We start from the raw sequence: 20,874 nt of genomic DNA, 5'->3' as shown, positions 1-20,874 counted from the left end.
GCCTGCTCACCACAACATCCCCCCTCCCACATTTAGCGCCATGATGTTCGGGGTATTAGGTCAGCTCACCAACCGCTGCAACGCCTCACGCAACGACCCCGGAATACTCACCGGCAGGTTCGACCCCCGATCCACAAACACATGCACAAAGCGCCCTGCCGCACAGGCCTCTTCCTCGCCTGCCTTGAATACCGCCAACTCGTACTGCACTGAGCTATTGCCCAACTTGCCCACCCGCAGGCCGATTTCAATGCGCTCGGGAAAGGCAATCGACGCAAAGTAATCGCACGCTGAGCTCACCACAAACCCCACCACTTCGCCGTCATGAATATCCAACCCACCGTGTTCGATCAGGTAGGTATTCACCGCCGTGTCGAAAAAGCTGTAGTAGGTCACGTTGTTCACATGGCCATACACATCGTTGTCGTGCCAGCGCGTGATGATCGGCTGGAAGTGAGGGTAATCGGCACGTTGCGGTACTGAATCAGGCATCGGGTCATCTCGTGAAAGTGAGTTACAGATCATCCAAATGGGTCTGGGCCCATTCGCGCACCTCGGCGTACGGGTAATCCTCCAGCGCAGCAAACCCCGGAATGCCCCGCGCCTTCAATTTGGTAAACAACGGCACACTGATGCCCCCAAGGAAACGCGTCAGGCGTTCCGCACCTGGCAGTTGGCCGGTGTGTTCATGATGCCTGTGGATAAAATCACCGCACAGTCCCATGAAGTTTTTATCCACAAGCGGCGGCAAGCTTGGCGGTGGCGGCAGGTGCGCAACGTGCCCGTGACACACCGAGCAATGACCGCAACGTTGCGGTGCGTTTTCATCACCAAAATACTTCGCCAGGCGCTGCCCCAGGCAGTGCTCGGTGGCGAACAGATCGAGCATGGCGTGAATCCGCGCCACTTCGCCCACCTCGTGCTGCTTGAAGCCTGTGTATAACGCTTCGCTCAGTGCCTGTGGGTCAAAATCTGTATTCAGAAAACTGTAGACCTCGGTCATCTGCTTGCTTTCCAGCTCGATCAAGCCCTGCTCCTGGAAATAGTCCAGCGCCTTCACCACCCGCCCACGTTCGGCATTGTGCTGTTGATAAAGCGCGTCAAAATCCACCGTCGCCCAGGTCTTTGCCCGTTTGCAGACCTGGATGATCGCCGCGACAAACTGTTGTCGCTCGCCGGAGAAACGCGCCAGCAAAGCCTCAGGTTCGATCAGGTATTTGAAACGGTATTCGGCGTAGAACGCGTAGCGCGGCGCTATCACGCCCTTGAGCTCCAGCTGCACCAGCAACGTCTTGAGCGGCAGCTCGCGGATATTACTGTGGTCCGACAGCGACCTCAGCAAGAACTCCCACTGCCCCTCACTGCGTGCTGCCTGCAACTCATCGAGTACCCGGCGAATACCATCCTGCTCGGGCGTATCGCCGTACACAAAGTTTTCCAGCACATTAAGGCTGTCGCGGTTGGCCAACACCAGGCAGTCGGACGGCTGCCCATCACGCCCCGCACGGCCGATTTCCTGGCTGTAGTTCTCGATGGATTTGGGCAGGTCGAAGTGCACCACGTTGCGGATATCACTCTTGTCGATGCCCATGCCAAACGCGATGGTAGCGACAATGCAATGGGAGCGCCCGCCCATAAAACGCTGCTGGATGCCCTCGCGCTTATCGTGAGGTAAACCCGCGTGATAAGCCTCGGCCTGGATGCCATTACGGTTCAGGTGCTCGGCAATCTGCTCGGCGGTTTTCTGCAAGGTGACGTAGACGATGCTGGGTTGATTGGCGCGCTCGTTCATCCACTCCACCAAGCGTCGGCGCTTGTCAGAGCCGCTGACCGGCTCCACCAACAGGTTGAGATTGGGCCGGTAGAAGCCCGTAGTCACCACATCGTCCGGCGCAATGGCGAACTTCGCCTGCATGTCGGCAATCACCTTAGGCGTCGCTGTAGCCGTCAGCAGCAGCGCTTGTGGGATATTGAACTGACGCTGGTAGTCCGGCAGCTTCAGATAGTCCGGGCGGAAGTTGTGGCCCCATTCGGAAATACAGTGCGCCTCGTCCACGACCAGCAGCGAAATCTGCACACTTTGCAGGAAGTTGCGAAATCGCTCGTTCTTCAAGCGTTCCACCGAAATCATCAAGATTTTCAGCTCACCGGAGCGCGCACGGGCCATCACTTCATTGGCCTCGTCACGGCTCTGGGCCGAATCGATACTGCCTGCCGAAATGCCATGCCGCTGCAGGAAACCCAACTGGTCCTGCATCAACGCCAACAACGGCGACACCACCACTGTCAGGTGCGGCAGCAACACCGCCGACAGCTGGTAACACAGGGACTTGCCCGACCCGGTGGGGAAAATTGCCGCCGCCGAACGACCGGCCAGTACTGCGCTGATCGTTTGCTCCTGGCCCAAACGAAACTGTGGATAACCGAAGACCTGCTGGAGGGTGTCGTGCATAGGCTGTCACTCCATTGACCGCTGAGTTGGCTCCAAAACATAGCCTGGGAATCTCAGCGAATCGAGAAAGGTCGCGAGGAAAAAAGAGACAGGATGATACACAGGCTACTGCGGTGGCCTTGGGCCAAATGCGACAAGGTCGAATGCAGTTGTAGGAATAACACCAACCAAATGTGAGAGGGGGCTTGCTCCCGATAGCAGAGTGTCAGCAGTACCTCTGTACTGATAACACCACCATCGGGAGCAAGCCCCCTCCTGCACCTTAGCGCTGCACGGCAGCTGAATCAGCGATTCTGCACCCGCTCAATCGCCGTGTCATACACCGGATTGGCCTTCTGTTCCTTGGCCAACTGGTAGTGACGCAACGCATCGGCAAACTGCCCTGCCGCTTCGTAGATTCGCGCAATGTTGTAATAAGCGCCAGCCCGCACCGTCGCAGCGTTCGCGCCATTCGCCAGGGCGATGGCCTTGCGGTTGGCCCAGATAGACTCGGCAGTATTGCCGGCTTTCTGATACGCCAGGCCCAGGTTGCCGTAGGCCTTGCCGAAACCATTGTCCAGTTCGATCGCCTGACGGAACAGGTCGATGGCTTGGTCCAGGTTACCCGCCTGGTAGGCCGCCTCACCTTGGAGGTTCAGACGTTTCGCATCGGTTTGTGCGGAAGAACTGACCGCGACAGCGGTAATCGCCACGCTGTCGTCCAGCAACGGTTTGACTTCGTTCAGTACACTCGCGGCATTCACGGTCACGCCGCTGAAGGTGTTGATGTCCTGGAAGTCACCGCTGCCGGTCATGCGGAACACCGTCCACAGGTTACCGCTGCGGTTTTTCGGCACGTAATAGGTGCGCACCAGCGATTGCCCCATGTACACGAACACCTTGGCTTCGCTGTTGGACAGCTGACGCGAGCCCGGATTGCCGCCATTGCTGAAGTCGTGCACGGCGTACACGTAGCTTTCGCCGTAGTGCTTCTTCTGCAAGGTGATGGTTTCCGGGCCGTAGCTGTCGGTGTCATCCACATCCAGCTCGGCATCGGTGCCGTTCTTGTTCTCGAAATAGATGTTATTGCCGGGGAAAATCATGTGGGAGTCGAGGTCACGCGGGGTCTTGCCCCACGTCAGCACCACGCGCAGGCCGTCGAGGTTTTCCATTACCGGGCTGATGGCATACGTCATGCCTGCGCACGGGCACTTCACCACCAGATTGGAGTAACCGGGCTTCTTGATGATCAGCAGGTTGGTGCCATCGTCTGCACCTTCGCTGGTGAGCGTCACCTGACCCTGGGCGTTGGTGCGGCCCACTATGTTCTGCGCGCCATTGCGTTGCAGCAACACTTCGGCGTCAGCGATCTTCTGATCCTTGACCACTGCACTGAGCACTTCAATCGGCAATTGCTCGGCCTGAACCGAAAAAGCCACCGCACACAAAGACACCGCCGAGGCGATACGCAGCAAACCCATGCTTAACTTCCCTTTAAGTAGTGGGCGGAATCGCCCTACAAGATTTTGCGGTGAAACATACCCTGAAATCAGGCTACTGGCGGATTTTTTGCACAAAATGTGACGTGGTTTTTATCCCGCCTGCCCATTGAAGCATTGCGCTACAATCAAGCCTTGCCACCCAGGAGTACGCTGCGATGAGCGAACTGACGTTTGAGCAAAAACAGGATCACTACCACAAGATCCGCCGTTCCAATTACCTGGCCAGCCTGCGCCTGGAAGGGTTCGACACCCAACCGGCGGACGTCGACAAACCCTTGCCGACCCGCGAAGCCGTCCTCGCCAAGTACCGCAACACCCCACGCTGATGCTCGACAAATACGGGGTGGGCCAGGATCCGTACTGCTATCCCGGTAGCAGCGTCCTGCGCAACCGCCTCGATTTGCTCGACGAAACGCGCCTGCACCAGGCCGAGCGGGAGCTTTCCGAAATTGCCGTAGGCAGCCTTCCCCTCTTCGCACCGCCCTACGATCTTGAGCGCCTGCAACATATCCACCGCACCCTGTTCGGCGATATCTACGACTGGGCCGGAGAACTGCGCAGCGTCAACATCCAGAAAGGCGACACCCTGTTCTGCACCCCGGAACGCATCCCGCCGGAAGCGGCGAAAATCATCCGGCGCATGGCAGAGGCGAACTGGTATGTCGACGCGAGTCAGGCCGAGTTGATCACACAGATTGCTGAAGCCTACGGCGACCTCAACGTCATCCACCCCTTCCGAGAAGGCAACGGTCGGGCGCAGCGGATCCTATTCGAACAGATCATCGTGAACGCGGGTTTTTCGGTGAACTGGTGGCTGGTCAAACACGCGGCGTGGGTACCGGCGAATATTGATGCGGTGGCGTGTGATTACCGGGGGTTGGAGGCGATTTTTGAGCGGTGTGTGAGTCGGCCTGCCAGCGCCTGATCATTGTCATCACGGGCAAGCTCGGCGCCCACATTTGGCCGTTTTTACCTGTTGCCTCGCTGCCAAGCCATAAATGCCGGAAACTGCTGTAAGAAATCTCCAAACGCTGCGACATCCTCTTCCCAAACTGCTTCAAACACCCACTCTCCCCTCTACAGAAATTACCCGCTGCTGAATGAAAATAGCGCGGTCTCCACTTTCTCGGCAGAAACCCGTGAACATCGAAAGGACTCAACACATCGGCCACTATGGCGCCACCTTCACAGTGATGCGCTTCACAGGGGTACCCGGTAAGCACCCTATTGGGGTCAGCCCTCAGCAATCACCCCCATCCTTCGTCCGACCTTACCAAGGTGGATGAAACGATGACCGAATATGCTTCTTGGATCATTCTCATCACCCTCGTCACACTCGCCGTATTGCTCGACAGAAAGATCAAGCGTCCTGCCCTCAGAACATGGGTTGGGTTCACCCTGATAGTTGCAGGTCCACTACTTCTGTTTGGCGCCACACGCTGGATAACCGAGCTACAATTCGACAGCATTCCGGTGCTTGCTTTTAGCTACGGCATTCGCTTGCTGATCACCCGAAACAAATATCGCCCCCAACGCAACCATCCCCCTCACCCACTCCTGCGTGCCCCCACCATGAACCTCGCCCCCAACTTCCCCGAAGACCCCGTCATGCAGCAACTCCTGCAACTGCTGCACGAGGAAATCGGCCTGCCGAAACACAAGACGATCCGCCTGCAAACCTCACTCAATTTCGACCTCGGTTGCGATGGCGGCGAGGCCAAGCAACTGATGGAAGCGCTGGAGCAGGAATTTGCCCTCGACCTGGGTGACTACGACACTTATCGTTACTTCAACCCGCCGGTGTTTGATGTGTTCCTCAAACGCAGGGCCAAGGGGCGCGGCGAAAAAGTGCCGCTGACCATCGGCATGCTCTACCTGGCCATCAAGACCCATAGCTGGGATACGCAGACGCTGGAGAACCTGAGCTGAGGAAACACGAATTCCAGGCACACCGGAACTCAAATGTGGGAGGGGGCTTGCCCCCGATAGCAGAGTGTCAGTCAGCAGATGTGCGGCTGATACACCGCCATCGGGAGCAAGCCCCCTCCCACATTGGATCTACGCTAAGTTGGCGAGCTGTGTTGCAAACATATGGACGTAACAATGGGCCTGCTGGGGGCCTGCTGGTCGGCGCTGTGGTTTTGCACATCGCCGGCTAACATCGCACCCACAAAAAAGCCGCCCACAAGAGGCGGCTTTTTCACAACGATCGACTCTTACAACTTAGGACCCGCAGCCTTGATCGCATCGCTCACTTCAAACTTCTTGAAGTTCTCGATGAACAGACCGGCCAGCGCCTTCGCCGCTTCGTCGTAGGCGGCCTTGTCAGCCCAGGTGTTACGTGGGTTCAACAGGCCAGTCTCAACGCCCGGCACCGCCAGTGGCACGTCGAGGTTGATGGTGTCGAGGTGCTCGGTTTCAGCACCGATCAACGCGCCGCTCTGGATCGCTGCGATCACGCCGCGAGTGGTCGGAATGTTGAAGCGTTTACCGACGCCGTAGCCACCGCCGGTCCAGCCGGTGTTGACCAGGTAGACCTTGGAGCCGAAACCGCGGATGCGCTTGATCAGCAGCTCAGCGTATTCGCCAGCCGGACGCGGGAAGAACGGTGCACCGAAGCAGGTGGAGAAGGTCGACTTGATGCCGCCGCCGGAACCCATTTCGGTCGAGCCCACCAGTGCGGTGTAGCCGGACAAGAAGTGGTAGGCCGCTTGTTCTTCGCTGAGGATCGACACGGGCGGCAGTACGCCGGTCAGGTCGCAGGTCAGGAAGATCACCGCGTTTGGCTCGCCGCCCAGGTTCTTCTCGGAACGCTTGGCGACGTGCTCCAGCGGGTACGCCGCGCGGCTGTTCTGGGTGAGGCTGACGTTGGTGTAGTCGGCGTGCTTGGCGTCGTCGATGACAACGTTTTCCAACACAGCGCCGTGTTTGATGGCTTTCCAGATGACCGGCTCGTTCTTCTCGGACAAGTCGATGCACTTGGCATAGCAACCGCCTTCGATGTTGAACACTACGCCCTCGCCCCAGCCGTGTTCGTCGTCACCGATCAGGTAACGGCTTTCGTCGGCGGACAGGGTGGTTTTGCCGGTGCCGGACAGACCGAAGAACAGGGTCACGTCGCCTGCTTCGCCGATGTTGGCGGCGCAGTGCATCGGCAGTACGTCGGAAGCCGGCAGCAGGAAGTTCTGCACCGAGAACATGGCTTTTTTCATTTCACCGGCGTAACGCATGCCGGCGATCAGGACTTTTTTCTGCGCGAAGTTGAGGATCACGCAACCATCGGAGTTGGTGCCGTCACGCTCTGGCACGCATTCGAAGTTGGCGACGTTGAGCACTTGCCACTCATCACGACCGGCCGGGTTGTATTTCGCCGGGTTGATGAACAGGCAACGACCGAACAGGTTCTGCCAGGCAGTCTGGGTGGTCATCTTCACAGCCAGGTAGTGGTCTTCGGCGGACCCTACATGCACGTGGGAAACGAAGTGCTCTTGCGCGTTGTTGAACGCTTCGACACGAGCCCACAGGGCATCGAACTTGTCGGCCGGGAACTTGCGGTTGATCGGGCCCCAGGCGATAGCGTCCTGGGTGGAAGGCTCTTCAACGATGAAACGATCGACTGGCGAACGGCCGGTACGGTGACCGGTTTCGACAACCAGCGCGCCAGTATCGGCAAGCACGCCTTCACCGCGCTGCAGGGCTTCTTTGACCAGATCGTCAACACTCAGATCGGTGTATACGGCGTTATTGGCTTGCGTCATGAGGTTCCCCGTCGGCCTATGGCCGAGTGCTCCAAACGTTTTGTAGTAGAAAGTTGCGCACTACTACCGCGAAAAAAGTGGGCCGGATTATGCCAGAAAAGCCCAAAAAGAGTAGGGCCCTCCCGTCAGAACAGCGCTAATCCGGCATTTGTCAGGTGATTTACCTGTGCTTAAACGTTTTAGTGGCGGGTATCGGAAGGGCTGTCGATGCCTGCGCCCGCGAATAATTGGGCAACATCGGCGGCATCGAACAGGTAACGCTCGTTGCAGAACTGGCAGTCAATCTCGATATTTCCACCGTGCTCAACCACCAGATTTTGCGCATCTTCAAGGCCCAGGCTGACCAACGCATTGGCCGAACGCTCGCGCGAGCAACTGCAGTTGAAGCGCAGGGACTGCTCTTCGAACAGGCGCACGGCCTCTTCGTGGTACAGGCGGTGCAGGATGGTTTCGTTGTCCAGGCCCAACAGCTCTTCAGCCGTCAGGGTGCCGGCCAGGGCGGTCAGCTTGCGCCAGCTGTCGGTGCGCTCATCGTCGTCCTTGATGCGGTCAGCCGGCAATTGCTGCAACAACAGGCCACGGGCCCGCTTGCCATCGGCATTGAGCCAGAACTTGGTGCCGACTTGCTGGGACATCACGAAATAGTTGGTGAAGCAGTCCGACAGGGTTTCGCCGTCCAGATCGACAATGCCCTGGTAGCGCTGGCCTTCGGTCGGGTCCACGGTGATCGCCAGCACGCCGTTGGCCATCAAGTCGGACAAGGTCGCATCCGGGGAAATCTGGTCCGCTTCGTAACGGGCCAGGCCGCGGATCTCCCGCTCGCTGGAACATTCGATCATCAGCATCGGAACCGGGCCTTCGGAGCGTGCCTGCAGAATCAGCAGACCGTCGAATTTCATGGTGCCTACCAGCAGCGAAGCGGCCGCCATCAGCTCGCCGAGCAGTTGCGCGACCGGCTCCGGATAGGGGTGCTTGGCGAGGACTTCGGCATAGCTGCGCTCCAGCGAGACCAGTTCGCCGCGGGCGTCGTTCTCGTCGAAGATGAAGCGTTGGGTGAAGTCGGTATCCGGTAGATCAGTCATAGGTCTGGGTATCTGAATTGATGACAAAATGATTACAAGGTTTATAAAATTAAACGCTTTAGCACCATATTGGTGCGGCTTTCTCCTGGAAACAGAGAGCTTCATAGAGCGAAGAGGGACAGTTTATGAACAATCCGGGTTTGTTCCAAGCCAAGTGGAACCTCCGGCGATGGGCTCTTTGCAATCTACTCGCTATCGGACTGCTGTGTTTTTGGCTGTGGCCCACGGGGCAGATGCTGTGTGTGATTTTCGACGAGTGGCTGTTTCATCTGCTTAATGACCCGCTGGCAACCCACTCCACGTGGCTGCACATATGGGCTGTGGCCAGTTTGCGGCCGTTTGATGCGGTGGTTGGGGTGATTCTGCTGGCACTGCTGATTCGCGGTGACTGGGTGTTCAAGGCCGTGCAGGTGCGCCAGGCAGTGTTAGGTTTTGTCGGTGTTCTGCTGCTGTTGTTGTTTATCCGCATGCTGTTTTCCAAACTCGCCGCGCAAATGGGCTGGCAACACAGCAGCCCGTCGATGGTGATCAGCGGGGCGGTGCAGATGAGTGACTATTTCCCTGGGCTGGAGAAGACCTGGGAATTGAAGGACCGTTCGAGCCAGAGCTTCCCGGGAGATCATGCTTCGGTGCTGTTGATCTGGGCGATGTTCATGACGGTATTCGCCAGGCGCTTCGGGCAACTTCTGGTGATCTGGGGGCTGGCACTGCTATTCATGATGCCTCGGCTGGTAGCAGGGGCGCATTGGGGGCAGGACGATTACATCGGCGGGGTGTTGCTGGCGCTGTTGGCGTTAGGCTGGGGGTATTACACGCCGTTTGCGGCAAAGGTATCGAGTGGGTTGTCGCGGGTATCGGCGCCGCTGTTTGGGCTGGCTGCTCGTCTACCAGTAGTGAGGCGAATGAGCGTCGTTAGAACTGCGCAATAATTTGTGGTGAGCGAGCTTGCTCGCGCTGGGCTGCGGAGCGGCCCCAAAAAAGGGAGCGCTGCGCACTCCAGCGCGGGGCAAGCCCGCTCATTACAAAAGCCCGTTCGATTGAGGCTAGTCATCGTTGCCACTGCCGCGAAACTTGAAGAGATCGCGACGTTGTTTCTTGCTCGGCTTGCCATCGGTGGTCATGCCTGTGGCGCCCGCCTTGCGCATGGCCGCCGCGTTTTCGCGCTTGGCGATACTGGCTTCGGTCTCGGTGTAGAGCGCCTGCGCTTCGGGCGCACCACGGCGCACGATGGAAAGCGCCTGGACGACGACCGTCTTTTCATCAAATCCAGTACGAATCTGGAACTCATCTCCGACGCGCGGCTCCTTGCCCGGCTTGCAGCGCTCACCCCGATGATGCACCTTGCCACTCTCGATAGCGGCCTTCGCCAAGGCACGGGTTTTATAGAACCGCGCTGCCCACAGCCACTTGTCCAGACGGACCTTTTCTTCCTCTTCCTGCTTTTGAGCCACTTGAATTCCTCGCTCTGAAAAATGTCGCAACCTTACCGTTGAAACCCTTCGACGCATAAACCCCAAGGCTCACCTAAGATACGCCAGGTAGCACCCTGTTTTCGCGAGGATACGCTGTGACCGACTTCCCCCTTTCACTCACCTCGCCCAACCAGCGCTGTGTGGGTTGCCAGCAAAGCGAGCCCTTGGGTTTCGATTTTGCGTTCGCCTACCAGCCTATCGTAGACCTTCGGGACCATTCGATCTTCGCCCACGAAGCCTTGGTGCGCGGCACCCACGGCGAAGGGGCGCTGTCGGTGCTGGACCAGGTCAACGAAAGCAACCGCTACCGCTTCGACCAACGTTGCCGAACCCAGGCGATAGCCGGGGCGGCGGGCCTGGGGATGCAAACCCACCTTTCGATCAACTTCATGCCCAATGCCGTGTACCGTCCGGAATTGTGTATCCGTAGCACCCTGGAAGCGGCTCGCGCACACAATTTTCCACTGAACCAACTGATTTTCGAGACACTGGAAAGCGAGCATGTAGATAACTATCGCCATTTGACCAATATTCTGCGTGAATACCGCGAATTCGGCTTCAAGACCGCCATCGACGATTTCGGCGCGGGCTATTCGGGGCTGAACCTGCTGGCCGATTTCCAACCTGACCTGATCAAACTCGACATGGCGCTTATCCGCGATGTTGACCAGGATCGTGTCCGTCAGGTCATCGTCCAGGGGATTGTCACAATCTGTGAGCAGTTGGGGGTTACTGTCATCGCCGAAGGCATCGAAAGTGCCGGCGAGCGCGACTTCCTGTCCGACTGCGGAATTTTTCTGATGCAGGGTTATTGGTTCGCCAAGCCTGCATTCAACGCCCTGGCCGAGGTTTCACCCCAGGCCTGGGCGAATTGACCGGTTACCCATATTGAAGACATTTGACCATTTGACCGTTGTGGGTCTGCGTGAGTGGGTGGCACTTCCCGACCTGGGAGTGGCAGGCCTGCGTGCGAAGATCGACACCGGTGCCAGCACCTCCAGCCTGCACGCCACCGATATCGAGCCGTTTGAGCGCGACGGTGAAAACTGGGTGCGCTTTACCGCACACCTGGGCAGCGTGGTGCAACTGCGTCACCGTCGCTGCGAAGCGCCCCTGGTGACGATGAAAACCATCAAGAGCTCCAACGGTCATGCGCAGGTGCGCTATGTCATCAGCACTACGCTGGCGCTGGGTGATCGGGTCTGGCGGGTGGAGTTCACCCTGGCCTGCCGCAAAGCCATGCGCTACCGCCTGTTGCTGGGCTCCAAGGCCTTGATTGACGGCCAGTTGGTGGTCAATCCCGGCATCAAGTACGTTCAAGACAAGCCGGTGTTCCCGGTCTCCACTATTTCTGCCCCAGGTGCTGCATGAAGATTGCTGTGCTGTCGCGAAACCCGCGTCTGTATTCCACCCGCCGCCTGGTTGAGGCCGGCATCGAACGTGGCCACGAAATGGTGGTGATCGACACGTTGCGTGCCTACATGAACATTGCCAGCCACAAGCCGCAGATCCACTACCGGGGCAAGCCGCTGGAAGGGTTTGATGCCGTCATCCCCCGGATCGGTGCATCGGTGACGTTTTATGGCTGCGCGGTGTTGCGCCAGTTTGAAATGATGGGGGTGTTTCCCCTCAATGAATCCGTAGCCATTGCCCGATCACGGGACAAGTTGCGTTCGCTGCAGTTGCTGTCGCGCCGGGGAATCGGCCTGCCGGTGACCGGCTTTGCCCACTCTCCCGACGACATCCCCGACCTGATCGACATGGTCAATGGCGCGCCACTGGTGATCAAGGTGCTGGAAGGCACCCAGGGCATCGGTGTGGTGCTGTGTGAAACCGCGACAGCGGCGGAGTCCGTGATCGAGGCATTCATGGGCCTCAAGCAGAACATCATGGTGCAGGAATACATCAAGGAAGCCGGCGGGGCCGATATCCGCTGCTTCGTGGTGGGCGACAAGGTGATTGCGGCAATGAAGCGCCAGGCCAAGCCGGGGGAGTTCCGCTCCAACCTGCACCGTGGCGGCAGCGCCAGCCTGATCAAGATAACCCCTGAAGAGCGCATGACCGCACTGCGAGCGGCCAAGGTGATGGGGTTGAGCGTGGCGGGTGTGGATATCCTGCGCTCCAACCACGGCCCCCTGGTGATGGAGGTGAATTCATCGCCGGGGCTGGAAGGGATCGAGACCACCACTGGGAAAAATGTGGCAGGGATCATCATTGAGCATCTGGAGAAGAATGGCGGGCCGAATATGACTCGGACCAAGGGCAAGGGCTGATTAAACCCTGCTTTTGAAACGCCACAAACCTATGTGGGAGCCAGCTCCCACATAGGGCCTGCGTTGTTGCTTAGACTGCGTCTCTAGGCAGCATCAAACCAAGCGGCAAGCGCACACGCGCTTCCAGGCCACCTTCTTCGCGGTTGCGTAACTCAACATTGCCGCCATGCATCGAGGCAATCCGCCGCACAATCGCCAACCCCAGGCCAGTCCCTTTGCCCCCACGAGCACGGTCGCCACGGGTGAACGGGTTGAAAATGCCCTCCAATTCGTCCGGGTCGATACCTGCCCCCCGGTCCATCACGCTCAACACCACATAGGGCGCGGCACTGTCGCCAGACACATAGGCCGCCACTTCCACATCGGAGCCTGCGTGGTGCAAGGCGTTGCCAATCAAGTTGTTCAACAGGCGCTTCATCGATACCCGACGCAACGCAAACGGTTGGATCGGCTCCAGGCGCATGCGCACCTGCTCACCGTTCTGGTTGTAGGGCGCGACGACCTCACGCACCAAGTCCGTCAGGTCGACCTCTTCTACCACCTCATCACGGCCATCGCGGATAAACGCCAGGAACTGGTCGAGAATAGCGTCCATGTCCTCAATGTCGCGGACCATGTCGTCGGTAAGGTCGGTATGGTTGCCCATCAACTCCAGCGACAAGCGCAGTCGCGTCAACGGTGTGCGCAAGTCATGGGAAACCCCCGCCAGCATCAGCTCGCGTTCGCGACCCGCCTGCTCGACGTCCTCCGCCATCTGGTTGAACGCGCCGTACACCTCGGTCATCTCACTGGGGGTATCGCTGACCGGCAGGCGCACACTGCGCCCCTGCCCCAGCTGACGGGCGGCAAACACCAGGCGTTTAAGCGGCTGGTTGAGCTGGCGGACGAAAATCCACGCGGACGCCGTTGAAAGCAATCCGATGGCGAGGAACCATCCCAATACATTCCAGATTTTTTGTCCGCGCAACGGGTGCGGGTAAAGCGGCACCTTGATCCAGGCATCGCCAAGGCTCGGCGCTCTTACCCACAGTGCGGGAGAAACATGCATGCGAAGGCGTACTTCAGTGTCCTCTCCCAGTTCGTCGCGCATCTGGCGCTGGTAGATCTCGCTGTACGGCCAGTGCTGCTCGCCTTCGGGCACACCGGCCCCTTCGACCCGAATCAGCGTCGACGCCTTTGCCACCTTTTCGCGGTTCTCAGGATCTACGGCCCAGTAGGCACGCAAGGTCAAGGCAACACCGTGGGCGTACTGCCGGTCCACCAGCACGTCTTCGTTCATCAACAGATAAACCAGCGTGAGTGCCTTGGAAAACAGAACGACGATCAGCACCAGCCAAAGGGTGCGAGAGAAGAAACTTTGCGGGAACCACAGCGGGGTTTTCATAGAAGACAGCTAGATACCTTGCAGGAACGAGCGGCGCTCGCAGAATTACAGACGCCGGGCATCCCGTCGACTCTGGTGGAGTCAAACACCGAGAGGCCCGCCCCGCAAATCATCGGTCAACTGGTTTTATTGCCATCCGGCACAAACACATAACCCACGCCCCACACCGTCTGGATGTACCGTGGCTTGGACGGGTCCGGCTCGATCATCCTGCGTAGACGGGAGATCTGCACGTCGATAGAGCGCTCCAGGGCGTCCCATTCCCGGCCACGGGCCAGGTTCATCAGCTTATCGCGTGTCAGGGGCTGGCGAGCGTTCATCACCAGGGCCTTGAGCACGGCGAATTCGCCGGTGGTCAGCATATGCACTTCATCGCCACGCTTGAGCTCACGCGTGGCCAGCGACAGTTCGTAGTCGCCAAAGGTCACGCTTTCGTCTTCGCTGCCCGGTGCGCCCGGCACAGGCAGGGCTTGGCGACGCAGTACGGCTTTGACCCGGGCCATCAGCTCATCAGGGTTGAACGGCTTGGCCAGGTAATCATCGGCGCCCAGTTCGAGGCCCTTGATGCGGCTCAGCTCATCACCCTTGGCGGTGAGCATGATGATTGGAATCTGGTTGTTCGCACCGCGCAGGCGTTTGCAGGCGGTCAGGCCGTCTTCGCCGGGCAGCATGAGGTCGAGTACGACCAGGTTGAATACCTCGCGCCCCAGCAGACGGTCCATCTGCTCGGTGTTCGGCACCGCGCGGGCGCGGTAGCCCTTGGAGTTGAAGAAACGCTCCAGCAGGCTGCTCAGCCCTGGATCGTCGTCAACGATGAGAATTTTTTCGCCTTCAGCAGTTTGTGCAGTGCTGCTCATTGGATGCTCCTCTTATCTCGGCGCGCATTATGGCCTAGCTGCCGTTATACGCACCGTGTGCATTGTTAGCAGATTTTTCCTCTACTGCCAGCGAACCCGCGCCCTACAACCGTTGGCGCAATCCCCCCCAAGGGCAGAACGCTGGTTATAATGCGGCGCCGTCGTGCAGGGCAACGTCAGATCGTTACCGTTTGATGCCGAGGCTTTTTTCACCCGCTTGTCGTGATTTTTTCGATTTCGAGGGTCAATAGGCTGCCTCTTGACCCAGGCAGCGGCGCCAGTCGGGCCGCTCAACCAGCCTCCCAAGGCCTTGTTCTCCGGGCCTGCGAGCTGCTTTTAAGAATTTCAGGTGGTTTTATGGACAGCATCAACAGCCGCATCGCCGAGGAACTCGGTGTACGCCCACAACAGGTCGAAGCGGCCGTCGCTCTACTGGATGAAGGCTCCACGGTGCCTTTCATCGCCCGTTACCGTAAAGAAGTGACCGGCAGCCTCGACGACATCCAATTGCGGCACCTGGAAGAGCGCCTGCGCTACCTGCGAGAACTCGACGAACGGCGTATCAGCATTCTCGCCAGCATCGAGGAACAGGGCAAGTTGACCCCGCAGCTTGAGCGCGACATCAAGCTCGCCGACACCAAGACCCGTCTCGAAGACCTCTACCTGCCGTACAAACAGAAGCGTCGCACCAAGGGCCAGATCGCCCTGGAAGCCGGCCTGGGCGAGCTGGCTGACGGCCTGTTCAACGACCCGTCGCTGACCCCGGACACCGAAGCGGCCCGTTTCATCGACGCCGAAAAAGGCGTCGCCGACGTCAAGGCCGCCCTGGAAGGCGCCAAGTACATCCTCATGGAGCGCTTCGCCGAAGACGCCAGCCTGCTGGAGAAACTGCGTACTTACCTCAAGCAGGAAGCCATTCTCAGCGCCCGCGTCATCGCCGGCAAAGAGGAAGAAGGCGCCAAGTTCCGCGATTACTTCGAGCACGACGAACCGCTCAAGAGCATGCCGTCCCACCGTGCGCTCGCCATTTTCCGTGGCCGCAACGAAGGCATTCTCAGCTCCGCGCTGAAGGTCGGCGACGAGCTGCCGGGCACCATGCACCCGTGCGAAGGCATGATCGGTCAACAATTCGGCATCCAGAATCAGAACCGTCCTGCGGACAAGTGGCTCGGTGAAGTGGTGCGCTGGACCTGGAAGGTCAAGCTCTACACCCACCTGGAAACCGACCTGCTCGGCGAGCTGCGCGACGGTGCCGAAACCGAGGCGATCAACGTCTTCGCCCACAACCTGCATGACCTGCTGCTGTCGGCCCCAGCCGGCCCGCGCGCCACCCTGGGCCTCGACCCAGGCCTGCGTACCGGCTGCAAGGTCGCCGTGGTCGACGCCACCGGCAAGCTGCTGGACCACGCCACTGTGTATCCGCATGTGCCGCACAATAAATGGGACCAGACCCTGGCGATACTTGCCGCCCTGTGCGCCAAGCACGCGGTGGACCTGATCGCCATCGGCAACGGCACCGCCAGCCGTGAAACCGACAAGCTGGCCGCCGAACTGATCAAAAAATACCCAGCCATGAAGATGACCAAGGTCATGGTCTCCGAAGCCGGTGCTTCGGTTTACTCGGCGTCGGAACTGGCGTCCAAGGAGTTCCCGGACCTTGACGTGTCGATCCGTGGCGCGGTGTCCATCGCCCGTCGCCTGCAGGATCCCCTGGCCGAACTGGTGAAGATCGACCCTAAATCCATCGGCGTCGGCCAGTACCAGCACGACGTGTCGCAGCTGAAACTGGCGCGCGGCCTGGATGCGGTCGTGGAAGACTGCGTAAACGCCGTGGGCGTGGATGTGAACACGGCCTCCGTGGCACTGCTGGCGCGTATTTCCGGCCTTAACGCCACGCTGGCGCAGAACATCGTCACTCACCGTGACGAAAACGGCGCCTTCAAAACCCGTGCGGCACTGAAAAAAGTCGCACGTCTGGGTGAAAAAACCTTCGAACAATCCGCCGGTTTCCTACGCGTAATGAACGGTGACAACCCGCTGGACGCTTCGGCGGTTCACCCGGAAGCCTACCCGCTGGTGCAACGCATCGCCGCCGAGACTGACCGTGACATCCGTTCGCTGATCGGTGACGCCGCGTTCCTCAAGCGCCTGGACCCAAAGAAGTACACCGACGAAACCTTCGGCGTACCGACCATCACCGACATCCTGCAAGAGCTGGAAAAACCTGGCCGCGACCCACGTCCCGAGTTCAAGACTGCCGAGTTCCAGGACGGCGTCGAAGACCTCAAGGACCTGCAGCTGGGCATGATCCTGGAAGGTGTCGTCACCAACGTGACCAACTTCGGCGCCTTTGTGGACATCGGCGTGCATCAGGACGGATTGGTGCACATCTCCGCGCTTTCGGAGAAATTCATCAAGGATCCACGCGAAGCGGTAAAAGCCGGTGATGTGGTCAAGGTCAAGGTCATGGAAGTCGACATCCCACGCAAACGCGTCGGCCTGTCGATGCGCATGAGTGACACCCCCGGCGAGAAAATTGACGGTGCCCGTGGCGCACGCCCAGGCTCGGCGCCGCGCCAGTCGCAAAACAATGCACCGCGCAAGGAAGCCGCCACGGCGGCCCCAAGCAACAACGCCATGGCCTCGCTGTTCGCCAACGCCAAACAGTTGAAGAAACGCTGATGGAGATCCCGGCCGGGTTGACCCAGAGCGCATTCAGCGAGCTGATCGGCTGCCGCCTGCAGCGCCTTGAAGAAGGCGTTGCCGAGGTGGCCCTGACCCTGGAGCCGCACTTGCGCAACCGCGCGGGCAAGCTCCATGGTGGGGCGATTTTCAGCCTGGTGGACATTACGATGGGGCTGGCCTGTTCCAGCTCACATGGTTTCGACCAGCAGAGCGCGACCATCGAGTGCAAGATCAATTACATCCGCGCCGTGGAAGACGGCGACGTGCTGTGCACCAGCCGGGTGATTCATGCCGGCCGCCGCACGCTGGTGGTCGAGGCGGATGTGTACCAGGACGAAAGACTTGTCGCAAAAGCGCAGGGCACCTTCGCTGTCCTATAGCTCCTCACCCTCGATTTGAGTTAATTTCGGCGCTGCGACAACAGCGTCGGAATTTTCTTGCCGCGCTGTAGCCAAATTCATGGAGTGAAGTAGGCATTTTCACAGCGGGTCAAATCGACTCTAAACCAGGCGATAACGCCAGTTTTAACTTCACCCTTGTAGACCGTCCTGCCCACCCCCATATTGGGGCGACTGACGCGTGAAGGAATCCAACTTGAGCGAACTTCTCAACCGCCGCCTGGCTTTGCTCGGCAAGCGCGAACACCTCTCCCTGCTAGAGCAGTGCTTGCACGGCATCGAGCGCGAATGCCTGCGCGTCACGGGTGAGGGCCGCCTGGCACAAACGCCGCACCCTGAAGCCCTGGGCGCCGCGTTGACCAACGAACTGATCACCACCGACTACTCGGAATCGCTGCTGGAGTTCATCACTCCCGCGCTGCCCAACCCGGCCGATACCCTCAGCAGCCTGGACAAGATCCACCGCTTTGCCTACACCAAGCTCGGCAGCGAATACCTGTGGAGCCCCTCGATGCCGTGCCCGTTGCCGGCCGAGGAAGATATTCCGATTGCCTACTACGGCACCTCCAATATCGGCCAGCTCAAGTACGTGTACCGCAAGGGCCTGGCCCTGCGTTACGGCAAGACCATGCAATGCATCGCCGGCATCCACTACAACTTTTCCCTGCCGGAAGCGTTGTGGCCGTTGCTCAAAGAGACAGAAGGGTTCGTCGGCACCGACCGCGACTACCAGTCCACCGCCTACATCGCGCTGATCCGTAATTTCCGTCGCTACAGCTGGCTGCTGATGTACCTGTTCGGTGCCTCGCCAGCCCTGGACGCTGGTTTCCTGCGCGGTCGTTCGCACCAGTTGGAAGTCTTGGACGCCGACACCCTGTACCTGCCGTACGCCACCAGCCTGCGCATGAGCGACCTGGGTTACCAGAGCAACGCCCAGGCCGGCCTCACGCCGTGCTACAACGACCTGGCCAGCTATACCGACAGCCTGCGCGAAGCGGTGGCAACGCCCTATGCGCCGTACGTCGAGGTCGGCACCCACAAGGATGGTGAGTGGGTGCAGCTCAACACCAACATCCTGCAGATCGAAAACGAGTACTACTCCAACATCCGTCCCAAGCGCGTGACCTACACCGGCGAGCGGCCGATCCAGGCGCTGGTGGCGCGTGGCATCCAGTACATCGAAGTGCGCTGCCTGGACATCAACCCGTTCCTGCCAATGGGCATCGACCTGCCGGAATCGCGTTTCCTCGACGCCTTCCTGCTGTACTGCGCGCTGAACGACAGCCCACTGTTCGCCGACAACGAGTGCGGCAACGCCACCTCCAACTTCCTCAGCGTGGTCAAGGAAGGTCGCCGTCCGGGCCTGCAACTGCAGCGACAGGGCCAGGCGGTGGACATGAAGGAATGGGCCGCCGAGCTGTTGGAACAGATCGCACCGCTGGCCGCCTTGCTGGATGAGAGCCACGGCATTACCGAGCACAGCCAGGCGCTGGACGCTCAGTTGGCCAAGGTCAAGGACCCGTCCCTGACGCCATCGGCCCAGGTGCTGGCGGCGATGGCCGAGCGTAAGGAAAGTTTTGCGCAGTTTTCCCTGCACCAGAGCCAGCTGCACGCCGAGCACTTCCGCAAGGAGCCGCTGCCGGCCGAAGAGCAGGCACGCTTTGAACAGCTGGCACGCACGTCGCTGGCACAGCAGGCGGAGCTGGAGCAGAACGAAGTGGGCGATTTCGATGTGTTTGTCGGCTCCTACCAAGCCAGCATCCTCGCCATCAGCAACTAAAAAATGTTGGGGTAATTTAGTGTAGTGAGCGGGCTTGCCCCGCGCTGGGTGGCGAAGCCGCCCCAATAAGGCAACCGCATTGCTTCAGTTAACACGCGGCGCCAGATTTTAGGGCGGCTTCGCCACCCAGCGCGGGGCAAGCCCGCTCACTACAGGGCAACATTTTTCTCCTCATAAGCTAATTCGAAAATGTTATTTATTTTCGAATTCTTAGATCATTTAGTCTCCTCACACGCCGACCCTCGGCCGCCTGATTGAGGAGCTTCCCCTTGAAACTGCTAACCCCTCTGCGCCTCTTGGCCGCGTTGTCCCTGGCCGGTGCCAGCCTGTTTGCCCAGGCGGCGGATGTGACCATCGCTTACCAGACCACCGTGGACCCGGCCAAAGTCGCCCAGGCCGACGGTGCCTATGAAAAAGCCACCCACGCCAAGATCGACTGGCGCAAATTCGACAATGGCGCCGACATCATCGCCGCCATCGCTTCCGGCGACGTACAAATCGGCTACCTCGGTTCCAGCCCGCTGACGGCTGCGATCACCCGCAAAGTGCCGGTGGAAACCTTCCTCGTCGCCACCCAGATCGGCGGCGCCGAAGCCCTGGTGGCGCGCAACGGCTCAGGGATCAACAGCCCGCAGGACCTGATCGGCAAGAAAGTCGCCGTGCCCTTCGTGTCCACCGGGCACTACAGCCTGCTCGCCGCGCTGAAGCACTGGAACATCGACCCGTCCAAAGTGACCATCCTCAACCTCGCGCCACCGGCAATCATCGCGGCCTGGAAGCGTGGTGATATCGACGCGACCTACGTGTGGGACCCCGCCCTGGGCGTCGCCAAAGAGAACGGCAAGGTGCTGATCACCTCCGGCGAACTGGCCAAGTTCGGCGCGCCGACCTTCGATGCGTGGATCGTGCGCAAGGACTTCGCCGAGAAGCACCCGGAAATCGTCACCGCGTTCGCCAAAGTTACCTTGGACGCCTACGCCGCTTACCGCAAAGACCCACAAGCCTGGCTCGCCGACAAAGGCAACGTCGACAAACTGGTCAAGCTCTCCGGCGCCAAGGCCAGTGACATCCCCTTGCTGCTGCAAGGCAACGTCTACCCGCTGGCCGCTGACCAAGTGACCCTGCTGGGCGCACCGACCACCAAAGCCGTCACCGATACCGCTGCGTTCCTGAAGGAACAAGGCAAGGTCGACGCGGTACTGCCGGACTACGCCCCATACGTCAGTGCCAAATTCATCACTCACTGATTGAG

The 20,874-nt window shown here is 59.5% G+C and carries 19 protein-coding genes; 11 read left to right on the top strand and 8 right to left on the bottom strand.

Annotation, left to right across the window (positions count from 1 at the left end):
- Positions 1-60: 60 nt before the first annotated feature.
- The 3 genes from QCBJ_RS00725 to QCBJ_RS00715 all read right to left on the bottom strand — a co-directional run bounded on the left by QCBJ_RS00725 (position 61) and on the right by QCBJ_RS00715 (position 3,912).
- Positions 61-492, bottom strand: a complete 432-nt coding sequence (locus tag QCBJ_RS00725; protein ID WP_102059930.1) for a thioesterase family protein — start codon at positions 490-492, stop codon at positions 61-63.
- Positions 493-514: 22 nt separating this feature from the next.
- Positions 515-2,452, bottom strand: a complete 1,938-nt coding sequence (locus QCBJ_RS00720) for an ATP-dependent DNA helicase RecQ (RefSeq protein WP_102059929.1) — start codon at positions 2,450-2,452, stop codon at positions 515-517.
- Between the two features lie 284 nt (positions 2,453-2,736).
- A complete protein-coding gene (locus QCBJ_RS00715) occupies positions 2,737-3,912 on the bottom strand; it encodes a tetratricopeptide repeat protein (RefSeq protein ID WP_046034597.1) in 1,176 nt (391 codons plus the stop codon).
- 176 nt (positions 3,913-4,088) lie between these two features.
- On the opposite strand from QCBJ_RS00715, the gene QCBJ_RS00710 reads away from it, so the two are divergent.
- From QCBJ_RS00710 to QCBJ_RS00700, 3 genes are all read left to right on the top strand, one after another.
- A complete protein-coding gene (locus QCBJ_RS00710; RefSeq protein WP_003236014.1) occupies positions 4,089-4,259 on the top strand; it encodes a YhfG family protein in 171 nt (56 codons plus the stop codon).
- Positions 4,259-4,858: a putative adenosine monophosphate-protein transferase Fic gene (locus QCBJ_RS00705; protein ID WP_102059928.1), complete on the top strand. Its 600-nt coding sequence runs from the start codon at positions 4,259-4,261 to the stop codon at positions 4,856-4,858. Before QCBJ_RS00710 ends, QCBJ_RS00705 begins: the two co-directional genes overlap by 1 nt.
- A gap of 647 nt (positions 4,859-5,505) precedes the next feature.
- Positions 5,506-5,862: a DUF1493 family protein gene (locus tag QCBJ_RS00700; protein ID WP_043206099.1), complete on the top strand. Its 357-nt coding sequence runs from the start codon at positions 5,506-5,508 to the stop codon at positions 5,860-5,862.
- A 287-nt stretch (positions 5,863-6,149) separates the two neighbouring features.
- Here the strand turns inward: QCBJ_RS00700 and QCBJ_RS00695 are convergent, their stop codons facing one another.
- Positions 6,150-7,691, bottom strand: a complete 1,542-nt coding sequence (locus QCBJ_RS00695; RefSeq protein WP_012721692.1) for a phosphoenolpyruvate carboxykinase — start codon at positions 7,689-7,691, stop codon at positions 6,150-6,152.
- A 179-nt stretch (positions 7,692-7,870) separates the two neighbouring features.
- Positions 7,871-8,773 carry an Hsp33 family molecular chaperone HslO gene (hslO, locus tag QCBJ_RS00690; RefSeq protein WP_102059927.1) on the bottom strand — a complete coding sequence of 301 codons (903 nt, stop codon included), beginning with the start codon at positions 8,771-8,773 and terminating at the stop codon, positions 7,871-7,873.
- Between the two features lie 125 nt (positions 8,774-8,898).
- Between hslO and QCBJ_RS00685 the strand changes: the two genes are divergently transcribed.
- Positions 8,899-9,702, top strand: a complete 804-nt coding sequence (locus tag QCBJ_RS00685) for a phosphatase PAP2 family protein (RefSeq protein ID WP_012721690.1) — start codon at positions 8,899-8,901, stop codon at positions 9,700-9,702.
- A gap of 114 nt (positions 9,703-9,816) precedes the next feature.
- Here QCBJ_RS00685 and QCBJ_RS00680 read toward each other — a convergent pair whose 3' ends face one another.
- The gene (locus tag QCBJ_RS00680) at positions 9,817-10,224 is read right to left on the bottom strand and encodes an RNA-binding S4 domain-containing protein (RefSeq protein ID WP_012721689.1); all 408 of its coding nucleotides are present in this window, start codon (positions 10,222-10,224) and stop codon (positions 9,817-9,819) included.
- 116 nt (positions 10,225-10,340) lie between these two features.
- On the opposite strand from QCBJ_RS00680, the gene QCBJ_RS00675 reads away from it, so the two are divergent.
- From QCBJ_RS00675 to rimK, 3 genes are read left to right on the top strand one after another with little or no spacing between them, the layout of a single operon-like run.
- Positions 10,341-11,120 carry an EAL domain-containing protein gene (locus QCBJ_RS00675; RefSeq protein ID WP_102059926.1) on the top strand — a complete coding sequence of 260 codons (780 nt, stop codon included), beginning with the start codon at positions 10,341-10,343 and terminating at the stop codon, positions 11,118-11,120.
- Between the two features lie 46 nt (positions 11,121-11,166).
- Positions 11,167-11,616 (top strand): ATP-dependent zinc protease, encoded by a 450-nt coding sequence (locus QCBJ_RS00670; protein ID WP_173390392.1) that lies wholly within the window; start codon positions 11,167-11,169, stop codon positions 11,614-11,616.
- Complete coding sequence (gene rimK / locus QCBJ_RS00665; protein WP_046034594.1) at positions 11,613-12,518, top strand: 30S ribosomal protein S6--L-glutamate ligase; 906 nt, start codon at positions 11,613-11,615, stop codon at positions 12,516-12,518. Before QCBJ_RS00670 ends, rimK begins: the two co-directional genes overlap by 4 nt.
- Before the next feature lie 70 nt (positions 12,519-12,588).
- Here rimK and QCBJ_RS00660 read toward each other — a convergent pair whose 3' ends face one another.
- Together QCBJ_RS00660 and ompR are read right to left on the bottom strand one after the other, a co-directional pair.
- Complete coding sequence (locus QCBJ_RS00660) at positions 12,589-13,902, bottom strand: ATP-binding protein (RefSeq protein ID WP_012721685.1); 1,314 nt, start codon at positions 13,900-13,902, stop codon at positions 12,589-12,591.
- Between the two features lie 116 nt (positions 13,903-14,018).
- A complete protein-coding gene (gene ompR, locus QCBJ_RS00655; protein WP_012721684.1) occupies positions 14,019-14,759 on the bottom strand; it encodes a two-component system response regulator OmpR in 741 nt (246 codons plus the stop codon).
- A 357-nt stretch (positions 14,760-15,116) separates the two neighbouring features.
- Between ompR and QCBJ_RS00650 the strand changes: the two genes are divergently transcribed.
- From QCBJ_RS00650 to tauA, 4 genes are all read left to right on the top strand, one after another.
- Positions 15,117-17,441, top strand: coding sequence for a Tex family protein (locus tag QCBJ_RS00650; RefSeq protein ID WP_012721683.1), 2,325 nt, complete (start codon positions 15,117-15,119; stop codon positions 17,439-17,441).
- The gene (locus tag QCBJ_RS00645) at positions 17,441-17,824 is read left to right on the top strand and encodes a PaaI family thioesterase (RefSeq protein ID WP_012721682.1); all 384 of its coding nucleotides are present in this window, start codon (positions 17,441-17,443) and stop codon (positions 17,822-17,824) included. The genes QCBJ_RS00650 and QCBJ_RS00645 overlap by 1 nt, the downstream gene beginning before the upstream one ends.
- Positions 17,825-18,038: 214 nt before the next feature.
- A complete protein-coding gene (gene gshA, locus QCBJ_RS00640) occupies positions 18,039-19,622 on the top strand; it encodes a glutamate--cysteine ligase (RefSeq protein ID WP_046034592.1) in 1,584 nt (527 codons plus the stop codon).
- Between the two features lie 269 nt (positions 19,623-19,891).
- On the top strand, positions 19,892-20,869 hold the full coding sequence (gene tauA, locus QCBJ_RS00635) for a taurine ABC transporter substrate-binding protein (protein WP_046034591.1): 978 nt from the start codon (positions 19,892-19,894) through the stop codon (positions 20,867-20,869).
- The last annotated feature ends 5 nt before the right edge of the window (positions 20,870-20,874 follow it).

This window comes from Pseudomonas sp. QC2 (assembly GCF_002859085.1).
Classification (GTDB): Bacteria; Pseudomonadota; Gammaproteobacteria; order Pseudomonadales; family Pseudomonadaceae; genus Aquipseudomonas; species Aquipseudomonas petroselini.
This window is presented reverse-complemented; position numbering and strand designations above follow the sequence as displayed.

What these genes read in the sequence shown, in the direction of transcription:
- QCBJ_RS00660 (WP_012721685.1), bottom strand. Translation starts at nt 13,902, where the DNA reads ATGAAAACCCCGCTGTGGTTCCCGCAAAGTTTCTTCTCTCGCACCCTT.
- QCBJ_RS00645 (WP_012721682.1), top strand. Translation starts at nt 17,441, where the DNA reads ATGGAGATCCCGGCCGGGTTGACCCAGAGCGCATTCAGCGAGCTGATC.
- QCBJ_RS00725 (WP_102059930.1), bottom strand. Translation starts at nt 492, where the DNA reads ATGCCTGATTCAGTACCGCAACGTGCCGATTACCCTCACTTCCAGCCG.
- QCBJ_RS00715 (WP_046034597.1), bottom strand. Translation starts at nt 3,912, where the DNA reads ATGGGTTTGCTGCGTATCGCCTCGGCGGTGTCTTTGTGTGCGGTGGCT.
- QCBJ_RS00685 (WP_012721690.1), top strand. Translation starts at nt 8,899, where the DNA reads ATGAACAATCCGGGTTTGTTCCAAGCCAAGTGGAACCTCCGGCGATGG.
- QCBJ_RS00700 (WP_043206099.1), top strand. Translation starts at nt 5,506, where the DNA reads ATGAACCTCGCCCCCAACTTCCCCGAAGACCCCGTCATGCAGCAACTC.
- ompR (WP_012721684.1), bottom strand. Translation starts at nt 14,759, where the DNA reads ATGAGCAGCACTGCACAAACTGCTGAAGGCGAAAAAATTCTCATCGTT.
- QCBJ_RS00695 (WP_012721692.1), bottom strand. Translation starts at nt 7,691, where the DNA reads ATGACGCAAGCCAATAACGCCGTATACACCGATCTGAGTGTTGACGAT.
- QCBJ_RS00720 (WP_102059929.1), bottom strand. Translation starts at nt 2,452, where the DNA reads ATGCACGACACCCTCCAGCAGGTCTTCGGTTATCCACAGTTTCGTTTG.
- QCBJ_RS00710 (WP_003236014.1), top strand. Translation starts at nt 4,089, where the DNA reads ATGAGCGAACTGACGTTTGAGCAAAAACAGGATCACTACCACAAGATC.
- QCBJ_RS00705 (WP_102059928.1), top strand. Translation starts at nt 4,259, where the DNA reads ATGCTCGACAAATACGGGGTGGGCCAGGATCCGTACTGCTATCCCGGT.
- hslO (WP_102059927.1), bottom strand. Translation starts at nt 8,773, where the DNA reads ATGACTGATCTACCGGATACCGACTTCACCCAACGCTTCATCTTCGAC.
- rimK (WP_046034594.1), top strand. Translation starts at nt 11,613, where the DNA reads ATGAAGATTGCTGTGCTGTCGCGAAACCCGCGTCTGTATTCCACCCGC.
- QCBJ_RS00650 (WP_012721683.1), top strand. Translation starts at nt 15,117, where the DNA reads ATGGACAGCATCAACAGCCGCATCGCCGAGGAACTCGGTGTACGCCCA.